Origin of the sequence: Aromatoleum diolicum (genome assembly GCF_012910955.1) — a bacterium.
Classification (GTDB): Bacteria; Pseudomonadota; Gammaproteobacteria; order Burkholderiales; family Rhodocyclaceae; genus Aromatoleum; species Aromatoleum diolicum.
In genome coordinates this window covers 1-13,395 of the sequence record NZ_WTVQ01000017.1, presented here as the reverse complement: position 1 = coordinate 13,395, position 13,395 = coordinate 1, and the positions used below count along the sequence as shown (strand labels likewise).

Here is a 13,395-nt window from a genome sequence, read left to right as displayed (position 1 = left end):
TCGAAGCGCTTAAGCGTTCGATATCCGCCCGCAAAAAACGTTCAGGCGCGGGTCAACCGAACATGCGGTACAGCTCGATCCCGACCATGGCCGCCAGCAGCACCCCGACCAGTCGGAGCACGCGGTCCTGACGCTGCTGGTTCGCGGCCAGACGGGCCAGCTCCTCGCGCTGCGCGGTCTGCTGGTGCGCCGTGTCGGTGAGTGTCTGATGCACCAGGCGCGGCAGTTGCGGCAGTGTCGCGGCCCACGTCGGGGCTTCTTCCTTGATGCCGCGCAGCAGCCCGCGCCAGCCCATCTGCTCGTCCATCCAGCGTTCGAGGAAAGGCTTGGCGGTCTTCCACAGGTCGAGGTCCGGGTCGAGCTGGCGCCCGAGACCCTCGATGTTGAGCAGCGTCTTCTGCAGCAGCACGAGCTGCGGCTGCACTTCCATCTCGAAGCGGCGCGCGGTCTGGAACAGGCGCAGCAGCGTCTTGCCGAAGGAGATGTCCTTCAGCGGACGGTCGAAGATCGGTTCGCACACCGCGCGGATCGCGCCTTCGAATTCATCGACGCGGGTGTTGGCCGGCACCCAGCCGGCTTCGATATGGGCGCGCGCGACGCGGTTGTAATCGCGCTTGAAGAAGGCGAGGAAGTTCTGCGCCAGGTAGTTCTTGTCGACTTCGGTGAGCGTGCCGACGATGCCGAAATCGAGCGCGATGTAGCGTCCGTCGGCATGCACGAAGATATTGCCGGGGTGCATGTCGGCGTGGAAGAAACCGTCGCGGAACACCTGCGTGAAGAAGATTTCGACGCCGGCGCGCGACAGCTGCGACAGGTCCGTGCCCTGCGCCTTCAGCGCCTCGATCTGCGAGATCGGCACGCCGTGCATGCGCTCCATCACCATCACCGACTTGCCGCACCAGTCCCAATACACTTCGGGCACCTGCAGCAGCTTCGAATCGGTGAAGTTGCGCCGCAGCTGCGAGCAGTTCGCCGCCTCGCGCATCAGGTCGAGCTCGTCGTGCAGGTACTTGCTGAACTCCGCCACCACTTCGCGCGGCTTCAGGCGCCGGCCTTCGACCCACAGCTTGTCGAGCAGGATCGCCGCGGTTTCGAGCAGGGCGAGATCGTGTTCGATGACGCGCTCGATGCCCGGGCGCAGGATCTTCACCGCGACTTCGGTGCCGTCCGGCAGTTCGGCGAAATGCACCTGCGCGACCGAGGCGGAAGCGACCGGCGTGCGTTCGAAATTGACGAACACGTCGTCGACCGGCTTGCGGTAGAAACCTTCCAGCACCGCCAGCGCCTGCTCGGTGGGGAAGGGCGGCACGCGGTCCTGCAGCAGCGCGAGTTCGTCGGCAAGGTCCGGCGGCAGCAGATCGCGGCGCGTCGACAGCATCTGGCCGAACTTGACGAAGATCGGGCCGAGCGACTCCAGCGCCTGGCGCAGCCGCATGCCGCGCGGCTCCTTGGGATGGCGCCAGAAGAACACGGCGTGCCAGACGCGCAGCAGGCGGCCGCTCGAATCGGCGTCGAGCACCATCTGGTCAAGGCCGAAGCGAAGGCCCACGGTGACGATCTTGGCGAGGCGGAACAGGCGCACGGGACGAGGCGGAAGAGGCAAAGCGCGGACTTTAGCCCGAAAGGCTGCCCGGTGAAAGCCGAGATTCCGTGCACTGTGCGATGCAGCACCGGTCTGATGAGGCCGATCCGCTATAATTCAGCCCTTTTCCGCAATCCCGAGTGCCATGAGCGCCGATCCGAAAGTCCATCTTGCCGAGCTGTTGCGTACTGCGCTGAAGAGCGTGGCGCCCGACCTGACCGATACCCCGATCCATCTCGAACGCCCGAAACAGGCCGGACATGGCGACTTCGCGACCAATCTCGCGCTGCAGCTTGCCAAGCCGCTGCGCCGCAGTCCGCGCGATCTCGCGACGATGCTGATGGCCGAACTGCCCGCGTCGAAGATGGTCGCCGCGACCGAAATTGCCGGTGCCGGCTTCATCAACTTCACTCTCGCGGCCGGCGCCAAGACCGGCGTTGTCAGTGAGGTGCTGGCACGCGCCGGCGACTTCGGCCGCGGTGCGCGCAGCGGCCAGAAGGTGCAGCTCGAGTTCGTCTCGGCCAACCCGACCGGTCCGCTGCATGTCGGCCACGGCCGCGGTGCGGCCTACGGCGCGTCGCTGGCGTCGGTGCTCGACTTCGCCGGGCACGACGTGACGCGCGAGTACTACATCAACGATGCCGGTCGGCAGATGGACATCCTCGCGCTGTCGACCTGGCTGCGCTACCTCGCCTTCTTCAACATCGAGATCGCGTTTCCGCCCAACGCCTATCAGGGGGACTACGTCATCAACATGGCGCGCGAGATGCGCGAGGGCCACCAGGACCGCTTCGCCAAATTCACCGCGGTGCAGCTCCTCGACGGCGCTCCCGGCCTGCCGGCGGTCGAGCGCAAGGACGACGAGGCCAAGCAGCAGCGCGAGGAGCATCTCGACGTGCTGATTGCCAACGCCAAGCGCCTGCTCGGCGAGGACTACCACTGGGTGCATGGCTTCGCGCTGAACGAGCAGCTTGGCGACGGGCGCGAGGACCTCGAAGAGTTCGGCGTGCATTTCGACAAGTGGTTCTCGGAGAAGAGCCTGTTCGACACCGGGCTGGTCGAGCGCGCGGTGGCGCAGCTCGAAAAGCACGGCCACATCTACGTGCAGGACGGCGCCAAGTGGTTCCGCTCGACCGCTTTCGGCGACGAGAAGGACCGCGTGGTGCAGCGCGAGAACGGCCTGTATACGTACTTTGCGTCCGACATCGCCTACCACCTGAACAAGTACGAGCGCGGCTTCGATCGCATCATCGACATCTGGGGCGCCGACCACCACGGCTACATCCCGCGCGTGAAGGGTGCGCTCGCCGCGCTCGGCCTGCCGCCGGAGAAGCTCGAGGTGGCGCTGGTGCAGTTCGCGGTGCTGTACCGCAACGGCCAGAAGGCCGCGATGTCGACGCGCTCGGGCGAATTCGTCACGCTGCGCGAACTGCGCCGCGAGGTGGGCAACGATGCGTGCCGCTTCTTCTACGTGCTGAGGAAGAGCGATCAGCATCTGGACTTCGACCTCGATCTGGCGAAGAGCCAGAGCAACGAGAACCCGGTCTATTACGTGCAATACGCTCACGCCCGCGTGTGTTCGGTGCTGCAGCAATGGGGCGGCGACCTCGCCGAACTGGGCGCCGCCGATCTCGCGTGCCTGGAGAATGAGCGCGAACTGGCGCTGTGCGCCCGTCTCGGCAGCTTCCCCGAGCTCGTGCAGAACGCCGCCGCCGACTACGCGCCGCACCAGATCGCCTTCTACCTGAAGGATCTCGCCGGCGAATTCCACAGCTGGTACAACGCCGAACGCATGCTGGTCGATGATGCCGCGCTGCGTCTCGCGCGTCTGGCACTCGCTGCGGCCGTGCGTCAGGTGCTGGTTTCCGGGCTGGCGCTGCTCGGCGTATCCGCGCCGCAGTCGATGTAATTTCCGGAGAAGTTAGTGAGCCGTGACCGCAAGCCCCGCCCGAAGACCCGCCAGCCGGCAAAGAGCCGCGGCGGCGTCATCGTCGGCATCTTCATCGGCCTGGTGCTCGGGGCCGTGTTCGCGGCCGGAGCCGCCTGGTATTTCACCCGCAATTCGCCGTTCCAGGCGCCCCCGGCGGCGGCTCCGACCGCGTCGCGCGCGCCTGCGGCAGACCAACCGGCCTCGCTGCCGGGCAAACCCGGTGATCGTCCGGTGGTGAAGCCGGACTTCGAGTTCTACAAGATTCTGCCCCAGGGCGACGGCGCACCGACCGAGAGCAAGCCTGCCACGCCGGTGGCCGCGCCTGCGAAGGCCGAAAAGCTGTACCTGCAGATCGGTGCCTTCGAAAATCCGGCCGAAGCCGACAACCTCAAGGCCAAGCTTGCGCTCAATGGCATCGAAGCGAGCGCCCAACGCGCGCAACTGCCCGATGGCCGGACAATGCATCGCGTGCGCGTCGGCCCGTTCGGCAAGCCGGAAGACATGAACCCGGTGCGTGCGCGGCTGGCCGAAGCCGGTTTCACCGCCTCGGTGGTGAAAGCCAATTCCGCATCGCCGGCAACAAACTGAATATGCGGACGCGATTGCGGGAACATCCGCCAGCGTTTGCCGTCTGAGACCCTGTCATCAACTCGGGAGCAATGAATGAATCGTCGTGTCGCACTCAAGCAATTGTCCGCCCTGGTCGCCTTCGCGGCCCTCGGCGGCGCGGCCTATGCCCAGCGTGCCGGTGCCCAGCCCTTCCAGACGCTCGGCGCCAAGGTGCCGACCGAGCTTCCCGGCAAGGTGGAAGTGATCGAGTTCTTTTCCTACGGTTGCCCGCACTGCAATGATTTCGAGCCGCTGCTGAACACCTGGAGCAAGGCCCTGCCGGCGGACGTTCATTTCATCAAGGTGCCGATCACCTTCAACCGTGCCGAATGGACCACGCTTGCGCGCATTTATTACACGCTCGAGGCGATGGGCGAGGCAGGCAAGCACGGACCGGCGGTGTTCGCCGCGATCCACGAGCAGAAGCGCCAGCTGCACAAGGAAGACGTGCTGTTCGACTGGATCGGCAGCGTCACCGACGCGAAGCGCTTCACCGAGACCTACAAGTCCTTCGGCGTGCAGTCGCGCGTGCAGCGTGCCAACCAGATTGCCGCGGCCTACCGCGTCAGCGGCGTGCCCTTGATGGCGGTCGACGGCCGCTTCATGGTGTCGGCGAGTACCGCCGGCAGTCACGAGGCGATGCTCAAGACGGTGACCGAACTGATCGCGCGTTCGCGTTCGGAAAAGGGCAAGTCCTGATCGCCACGGTTGCGATGCAGATGGCCGTGTAGGAGCGGTTTCAGCCGCTCCTGCCGGATTCCGCCTTCGCAAGTCATGACTCAAGCGATGCATACGTGACGCACCGATCCGACGCCGCTGCGTCCCGCACAAGTCCGGCTCCGGCCGGACTTCGTGTTTTTCTGACTGGCGCGTCGAGCGGCCTGGGGCAGGCCTTCGCGCGTCACTATGCACAGCGTGGCGCCAGTCTCGGGCTGGTGGCGCGGCGCGGCGACGCGTTGGCCGCCCTGTCGGCCGCGCTGCCCGGCCGGCATCTGGCCCTGCCGGCCGACGTCGGTGACGCCGCGGCGCTGGCGCTGGCCGCCAGGACCTATATCGACCATTTCGGCGTGCCCGACATCGTCATCGCCAATGCCGGCGTGTCGGTCGGAACGCTGACCGAATGCGCCGAGGATCTTCACGCCTTCGAGCGCGTACTGCGCACCAACGTGAATGGCATGGTCGCGAGCTTCCAGCCTTTCGTCGAGGCGATGCGTGGGCGTGGTTCCGGCCGTCTGGTCGGGATCGCCTCGGTCGCCGGCATCCGCGGCCTGCCCGGCGCAGGCGCTTACAGTGCGTCGAAGGCGGCGGCGATTGCCTATCTGGAAAGCCTGCGGGTGGAAATGCACGGCAGCGGCGTGCGCGTCGTCACGCTGGCGCCGGGCTACATCGCCACGCCGATGACCGCCGGCAACCCGTACCCGATGCCCTTCATGCTGCAGCCCGACGATGCCGCGCGCCGGATGGCGAAGGTGATCGATGCGGGCCGCGGGTATGCCGTGGTGCCGTGGCAGATGGGCCTGGTCGCAAGCGTGCTGCGGGCGCTGCCGAACCCGGTGTTCGATGCGCTGTTCGCCCGCGCCGGCCGCAAGCCGCGCGATCTGCCCTTGTAGCGCGCGCCGCGGATGAGCGCAGGCGCGCATTCCTTCGGCGGCTATTTCAAGCTGGTGCTGACCACGGCGTTCTGGGGCGGGGCGTTCATTGCCGGTCGCCATCTCGCGCAGCACATGCCGCATTTCCTCGCCGCGACCGGACGTTTCGTCGCGGCGCTGCTGCCGCTGCTGGTGTTCGCGGTCGCCACGGGCAATTTCCCGCGGCTCGCGCGGCGCCAGGTGGTGGCGACGCTGCTGCTCGGGGCGACCGGCGTGTTCGCCTATAACGCCTTCTTCTTCGCCGGCCTCGCGCTCATCCCGGCATCGCGCGCGGCGCTGATCGTCGCGCTGTCGCCGATCATGACGATGTTGGTGATGCGCGTGTTGATGCGCGAGCGCTGGAGCGCGATGCGCTTTGTCGGCGTGGCGATCTCGCTGGCGGGCGTGGCGCTGGTGATCACGCACGGCGACGTGGCCGCCGCGTTCAGCGGCGCGGTGGGGCTCGGCGAGCTGTGGATCTTCCTCGCCGTGGTGGCGTGGGTCGCCTACACCATCATCGGCAAACGCGCGCTCGAGGGCCTGTCGGCGACGGCGGCCACGACCTGGTCGACCTTGTGGGGCACGCTGATGCTGGCGGTGCCGGCGCTGGCGGAACTCGCCGGGGGCGCGGTGAGCTGGCCGGACAGCGCGTCGTGGCTGGCGATGGCCTACCTCGGCGTGTGCGGCACCGCGCTCGCCTTTGTCTGGTACAACCAGGCGGTTGCCGCGATCGGCCCGGCGCGCGCGACGCTGTTCACCAATCTGGTGCCGGTGTTCGCGGTGATCTTCTCGGTGATTTTCCTCGGCGAACGCCCGGTGCTGGCGAGTCTCGTCGGCGGCGCGATGGTGGTATCGGGGGTCTTTCTGGCCAATCGTTCCGGCGCCGTCGTCGTCGCCGCACGCTGATCCGGCTTGCGGTTTCCGCTTCAGCAACGCCGCCTCTTCCCCGTCGCACGCGATCCGCGTATGGTTATCCGAATAATGTGGGGCGGCGATGTCCGGCTGCATGACCTGTCGCGGCGCGGCCCCCGATAAGCGGGAGACAGCGATGCAGTCACGCCATTCGGAAAGCGGTGCCGCGAGTAGTGAAGCGGTTCTGGAGCAGATCGAAACCCGTTTGCCCGCAGATCAGGTCGCCCTGGTCGCGCCGTTTGCGCGGCGCTGGTTCGGTCAGGTGGCCCCGGAGGATCTCGCCGATCGTTCGGTCGAGGATCTGTATGGTGCGGTGCTCAGCCACTGGCACTTCAGCCGCAAGCATCGCGGCGGCACGCGCGTGCGGGTGTACAACCCGAAACTCGAGGAGCATGGCTGGGAGTCGACCCATACGGTGGTCGAAATCGTCAATGACGACATGCCCTTCCTGGTTGACTCGATCACCATGGAGGTCAATCGCCAGGGGTTGACGCTGCATCTGATCATCCATCCCGTGATGCGCATCGTGCGCGACGACGCCGGCCAGTACCTGAAGCTTGCCGAAGGGGCCGACGCGCAGCAGGGGCACTATGAGTCGATCATCCATGTCGAGGTCGACCGGCGCACCGAGGCGACCGATCTCGAAGCGCTGCGCTGCGGCCTCGAGGGCGTGCTCGCCGACGTGCGCGCGGCGGTCACCGACTGGCCGGCGATGCAGCAGCGCATGGCGGACATCACGCGCGAGATCGAACAGAATCCGCTGCCCGTGCCCGCCGAGGAAACGGCCGAGACCGCGGCTTTCCTGAAGTGGCTGATGGACGACAACCTCGTCCTGCTCGGCTGCCGCGATTACGAGCTGACCGCGACCGAGAGCGAGCCCGAACTGCGCATTCGCACCGGTTCCGGGCTCGGCCTGCTCCGGGAGAAGGCGGGCGAGGGGTTGTCGCGCTCCTTCGGTGCGCTGCCCGCGCAACTCAAGACGACGCTGCCGAACCTGCCGATCCTGCTGACGGTGACGAAGTCGAACACGCGTTCGACCGTGCATCGCGGCGGCTACATCGATCGTTTCAGCATCAAGAGCTTCGACGCCAGCGGCCACGTGTGCGGCGAGCGGCGCGTCATCGGCTTGCTCGCGTCCACGGCCTACAGCACCAGCCCGAAGCTGATCCCCTTCCTGCGTCGCAAGGTCAATGCGGTGATCGAGCGCGCCGGCCTGATGCCCAAGAGCCATGCCGCGAAGGCGCTGCTGACGATACTCGAACGTTATCCGCGCGACGAGCTGTTCCAGATCGAGACCGAGGAACTCTACCCCCAGGCCATGGGCATCCTGCGGCTCGGCGAGCGTCAGCGCACGCGCCTGTTCGTACGCTGCGATCCGTTCGCGCGCTTCGTCTCCTGCCTGATCTACGTGCCGCGCGAACACTACAACACCGACCAGCGGCTGCGCATGCAGGCGGTGTTGATGGAAGCTTTCAACGGCAGCAGCTCGGACTTCGACGTGCAGTTTTCCGAGTCGGCGCTGGCGCGCATCCTGATCATCGTGCGCACGCGCGACTCGGTGATCCCGCCGTTCGAGGTGTATGAGCTGGAACAGCGCCTGGTGCGTGCGACGCGGCGCTGGGAGGACGAACTGCAGCGTGTGCTGCTCGAGCATTGCGGCGAGGAGCGCGGCATGGCCTTGCTGCGTTGCTATGGCACGGGCTTCCCCGCCGGCTACCGCGAGGAATATTCGCCGCGCGTGGCGGTGTTCGACATCGAGCAGATGGAGTCGATCGACGACGACGGGCTGGCGATGAGCCTCTACATCCCGCTCGAGGCGCCGCCGGGGCGGCTCAATTTCAAGATCTACCGCACGGGCGCGCCGGTGCCGCTGTCGCAGAGCCTGCCGATGCTCGAACGCATGGGCGTGAAAGTGATCGACGAGCGCCCGTCGCAGATCGAGCGCCAGGACGGGCGCAACGTGTGGATCCACGACTTCGGGTTGGCCTATCCGGGCGCCGAGGAACTCGACATCGACAGGCTGCGGCCCTTGTTCCACGAGGCCTTCCTGCGCGCATGGCGCGGCCAGATCGAAAGCGACGATTTCAACCGCCTGACCCTGCTCGCAGGCCTGACCTGGCGCGAGATCACGGTGTTGCGCGCCTACGCGAAGCACATGAAGCAGGCGGCATTCACGTTCAGCCAGGCCTACATGGAGCAGACGCTGGCGGCCTATCCGCGGCTCGCGCGGCAACTGATCGAACTGTTCGCGCTGCGCTTCGATCCGGCGCGCGAGAGTGCCCGCGAGCGCCATGCGCCCGCGTTGCTCGCCGGCATCGACGACGCGCTCAACAATGTCGCCAACCTCGACGAGGACCGCATCCTGCGGCAATTCCTCGCGATGGTGCGTGCGACGCTGCGCACCAACTACTACCAGCGCGGCGCGGACGACGAACTGAAACCCTACCTGTCGTTCAAGTTTGATCCGAAGCGCATTCCGAACCTGCCGCAGCCGCTGCCGATGTTCGAGATCTTCGTCTATGCGCCGCGCTTCGAGGGCGTGCACCTGCGCGGCGGCAAGGTCGCGCGTGGCGGCCTGCGCTGGTCCGACCGCATGGAGGACTTCCGCACCGAGATCCTCGGGCTGGTGAAGGCGCAGATCGTCAAGAACGCGGTGATCGTGCCGGTCGGCTCGAAGGGTGGCTTCGTCGTCAAGAATCCCCCGGTCGGCGGCGACCGCGAGGCGGTGCTCGCCGAGGGCATCGCGTGCTACCGCCTGTACCTGCGCGGGCTGCTCGATCTCACCGACAATCTTGTGCAGGGGCAGGTCGTGCCGCCGCCCGACGTCGTGCGCCACGACGCAGACGACCCCTATCTGGTGGTCGCTGCCGACAAGGGCACGGCGAGCTTCTCCGACTACGCCAACGCGGTCGCCGCCGAATACGGCTTCTGGCTCGGCGACGCATTCGCGTCGGGCGGTTCGGCCGGCTACGACCACAAGAAGATGGCCATTACCGCGCGCGGCGCATGGGAGTCGGTCAAGCGCCATTTCCGCGAACTCGGACTCAATACGCAGGAGCAGCCTTTCACAGTCGTCGGCATCGGCGACATGTCCGGCGACGTGTTCGGCAACGGCATGCTGCAGTCGCGGCAGATCCGCCTGGTCGCCGCGTTCGACCACCGCCACGTGTTCATCGACCCGGATCCCGATCCGGAGACTTCGTTTGCCGAGCGCGCGCGCCTGTTCGCGTTGCCGCGCTCGTCCTGGGGCGACTACGACAAAAGCCTGATCTCGGCAGGCGGTGGCGTATGGCCGCGCAGCGCCAAGTCGATCACGCTGTCGCCGCAAATGCGCGAAGTGCTGGCCATCGATGCCGAAGCCTTGGCGCCGTCCGATCTGATCCGCATGATCCTGCGCGCCCCGGTCGATCTGCTCTACAACGGCGGCATCGGCACCTACGTCAAGGCGGCGAGCGAGACCGACGCCGCAGTCGGCGACCGTGCCAACGACGCGGTGCGGGTCAATGGCGCCGAACTGCACTGCCGCGTCATCGGCGAGGGCGGCAACCTCGGCATGACCCAGCTCGGGCGCATCGAGTTCGCGCTCAAGGGCGGCAAGCTCTACACCGATGCGATCGACAACTCCGGCGGCGTCGATTGTTCGGATCACGAGGTCAACATCAAGATCCTGCTCAACAGCGTCGTGATCGAAGGCGAGCTTACCGGCAAGCAGCGCGATGCACTGCTGGTCGAGATGACCGACGAAGTCGCCGCGCTGGTGCTGCGTGACAACTACGCGCAGACGCAGGTGCTGTCGGTGACGTGCTCGCGTGGGGCGACCCTGCTCGACGAGCAGGGAGACTTCATCCGCCGCCTGAGCATTGCCGGGCGCCTCAACCGCAAGCTCGAATTCCTGCCGATGGACGACGAGATCGCCGACCGCGCCGCGGCACGCATGGGTTTGGTTGCGCCGGAACTCGCCGTGCTGCTCGCCTACAGCAAGATCGAACTGTACGACGAGGTGCTTGCCTCGGACGTGCCGGAAGACCCCTACATCAGCACTGCGCTGTCGCGCTACTTCCCGCAGCCGCTGCGCGAGCGCTTTGCGACGCAGATCGCCCGACATCCGCTGCGCCGCGAAATCATCTCCACGCACGTCGTCAACAGCATGATCAACCGCGTCGGCCCGAGTTTCGTCAGCCGCCTGCAGGGTGAAGTCGGCGCGTCGGCACCGGACATCGTGCGCGCCTACATGGCGACGCGCGAGGTGTTCGGGCTGGTGCCCACCTGGCGCGCGATCGAGGCCCTCGACAACCTCGTCGAGGACGCCGTGCAGACCGCGATGATCCTCGACTGCGGTCGCCTCGTGCAGCGCGGCACGCTCTGGTTCCTGCGCCACCGCGAATGGCTCACCGATCTGCAGGCGACGCGCGCCTACTTCTCGCCCGGTGTCGCGGCGCTGTCGGCGGATCTGCACGAACTGGTGTCGGACGACTATCGCGCCGAACTCGACGCGATGGCCGGGCGCTATGTCGAGCGCGGCGTGCCCGACGAACTCGCCCGGCGCGTCGCCTCGCTCGATGAGCTGTACTCCGCGCTTGACCTCGTCGAAGTCGCAGCGGACAGCGGGCGTCCCGAAGCGACCGTCGCGGCGGTGTATTTCACCCTTGGCGGTCACCTCGACCTGTACTGGCTCGGTGCGCACATTTCGGCCCTGCCGGCCGACACGCGCTGGCAGGCGCTCGCGCGCGGGGCGCTGCGCATAGACCTGTCGAACCAGGCGCGCGCGCTCGCCGCCGACGTCGTGAAACTGTCGCCGGAGCTCGCCACGCCGGATGTGCTGGTCGCCGCGTGGGAGACGGCGCATCTGCGGCACATCGAACGCTACCGCCATCTGCTCGCCGACGTGAAATCGGCGTCGAGCATCGAAATGTCGATGCTGTCGGTGCTGCTGCGGGAGCTGCGCGGGATGGCGTGAGGCGGGGGGCCGCTGAAAGGAAAAAACCACCCGGCGAGACGAGCTGCCGGGTGGTTCGCAAGGACCTCAGTCGGTGATGAGTTTGCCCTTGCTTAAGAGGTCGGAAATGATGGCCGCATCGTCAGCAAAGCTGCCGGCGAGATTCACGTTCTCCAGCACAATGACTTGATCGACCGGTGCGCCGGTGCCGCCGGAGTGCACGGCGATGGTCGTGGAGTTCGTGCCGCTGTCGAAGCTGAAGTCCAGGTAATTGCCCAAGCTCTCGTTTGTTGCGGACGTGCCTTCCAGCAGATCTTTCAGATCCAGCCGGTCGCCACCCGAACCAAACGCGGCTGCGTCGAAGTCCTTGATCACGTCAGTTGGGACATCCACGGAGCTGGCATCGGCAAGCGTCCACTTGAAGGTGTCGGCGCCCAATCCGCCGTGGAGGATGTCGTTGCCGGCACCTCCGGACAGGGTATCGTTACCCGCGTCACCCCAGAGCATGTCGTTGCCTGTGCCGCCCAGCAGCGCGTCGTTGCCGTATCCGCCAAGGACGTGGTCATTGCCGGCGCCGCCATCCAGGATGTCGTTGCCCGACCGGCCATCGATCAGGTCGTTGCCGTCGCCACCCGCAAGGTTGTCGTTGGATAGCCCTGCGATGTTCGCTCCGGGGTTGCCGTAAATAATGTCGTCCCCGCCGCTGCCCGCGACCGTGTCGCCGACCTCGCCGGTGGAAATCGGCGCCTTCACGAATTCCTGGCCGGTCTTGCTGCTCGACAGCCAGATATAGTCCTGGTCGCCACTCACGGTGGTGGTGCCGGCAAACGCCGATGTCGCCACCTTGATCGACGCACCGTCGTTGTTCAGCAGTACGTACTCGTCCGAGTTGATGAGCGAGACGTCATTGGCAACATTGTTGACGTTGCTCCAGACGAGCCCCAGTTGCTCACTGTTGCCGATCGAGATCTGCTGAGCGGTCGTGTTGGTCAGCGTTACGCGGTACACGGTCTCATTGGCATCGTTGAAGATCTTGTCGATCGACGCCGTCATGCCCGTCTTGGCGAAGAACTTGCTGGCCGCGTCCAGCGCAAGCACTGCGTCGCCATCCTTGACATGGAAGTCAAAGTGGATCGATGCCCCAGCGGTGAAGGTGATGCTGCCTTGCCCCTTTGGCTGGATGGCGCCGTTCTGGACCTGCCAGTCCGAGCCATCGTAAATGACCGGAGGTATCGTCACCTGCACCGTGTCGCTGCCACCCGAGCCGAGGTTGCCAGTGGCATCGGTGTAGAGGTCATTGGCTACGCTCACGCTGGCCGTACCGGTGAAGGTTCCATCGGTCGTGAAGGTCGCGGTGTAGACCAGCGGATCGGCGGTCGCCTGCAGGTTGGTGACGGTGCCGCCGACGGCGACGATGTCGCCCGCGGTGAAGCCGACCGGCGCTTCGCTGAAGGTGAAGGTCACCTGCGAGCTGGTGTCGGTGTCGCTGAGCGCGGTATCGACGATGTTGACGGTCAGCGTCGGGTTGCTGCGATCGACCGGCACGGTGTCGCTGCCGCCCGAGCCGAGGTTGCCCGCGGCATCGGTATAGAGGTCATTGGCCACACTCACGCTGGCGGTGCCGGCGAAGCCGTCGGTTGCCGTGAAGATCGCGGTGTAGACCAGCGAATCGGCGGTGGCCTGCAGGTTGGTGACGGTGCCGCCGACGGCGACGATGTCGCCCGCGGTGAAGCCGACCGGCGCTTCGCTGAAGGTGAAGGTCACCTGCGAGCTGGAGTCGGTGTCGCTGAGCGCGGTA

General features: G+C 66.3%; 8 protein-coding genes. 6 read left to right on the top strand and 2 right to left on the bottom strand.

From position 1 onward, the window contains the following. Positions 1-52: 52 nt before the first annotated feature. Entirely contained in the window at positions 53-1,582 is a 1,530-nt protein-coding gene (gene ubiB, locus GPA25_RS11485) for a ubiquinone biosynthesis regulatory protein kinase UbiB (RefSeq protein ID WP_169260527.1), read from the bottom strand. Between the two features lie 145 nt (positions 1,583-1,727). Between ubiB and argS the strand changes: the two genes are divergently transcribed. From argS to GPA25_RS11455, 6 genes are all read left to right on the top strand, one after another. After that, complete coding sequence (argS, locus tag GPA25_RS11480; protein WP_169260526.1) at positions 1,728-3,491, top strand: arginine--tRNA ligase; 1,764 nt, start codon at positions 1,728-1,730, stop codon at positions 3,489-3,491. 15 nt (positions 3,492-3,506) lie between these two features. Then, positions 3,507-4,100 (top strand): SPOR domain-containing protein, encoded by a 594-nt coding sequence (locus GPA25_RS11475; protein ID WP_169260525.1) that lies wholly within the window; start codon positions 3,507-3,509, stop codon positions 4,098-4,100. A gap of 75 nt (positions 4,101-4,175) precedes the next feature. After that, entirely contained in the window at positions 4,176-4,820 is a 645-nt protein-coding gene (locus GPA25_RS11470; RefSeq protein ID WP_169260524.1) for a thiol:disulfide interchange protein DsbA/DsbL, read from the top strand. Between the two features lie 95 nt (positions 4,821-4,915). Continuing rightward, complete coding sequence (locus tag GPA25_RS11465) at positions 4,916-5,731, top strand: SDR family oxidoreductase (protein ID WP_343034907.1); 816 nt, start codon at positions 4,916-4,918, stop codon at positions 5,729-5,731. Positions 5,732-5,743: 12 nt separating this feature from the next. After that, positions 5,744-6,655, top strand: a complete 912-nt coding sequence (locus tag GPA25_RS11460) for a DMT family transporter (RefSeq protein WP_169260523.1) — start codon at positions 5,744-5,746, stop codon at positions 6,653-6,655. Positions 6,656-6,797: 142 nt separating this feature from the next. Further along, complete coding sequence (locus GPA25_RS11455; RefSeq protein WP_169260522.1) at positions 6,798-11,618, top strand: NAD-glutamate dehydrogenase; 4,821 nt, start codon at positions 6,798-6,800, stop codon at positions 11,616-11,618. Positions 11,619-11,684: 66 nt separating this feature from the next. Here GPA25_RS11455 and GPA25_RS24210 read toward each other — a convergent pair. Beyond that, positions 11,685-13,395, bottom strand: a 1,711-nt coding sequence (locus GPA25_RS24210) for an Ig-like domain-containing protein (RefSeq protein WP_169260521.1), incomplete at its 5' end; no start/stop codon positions are given.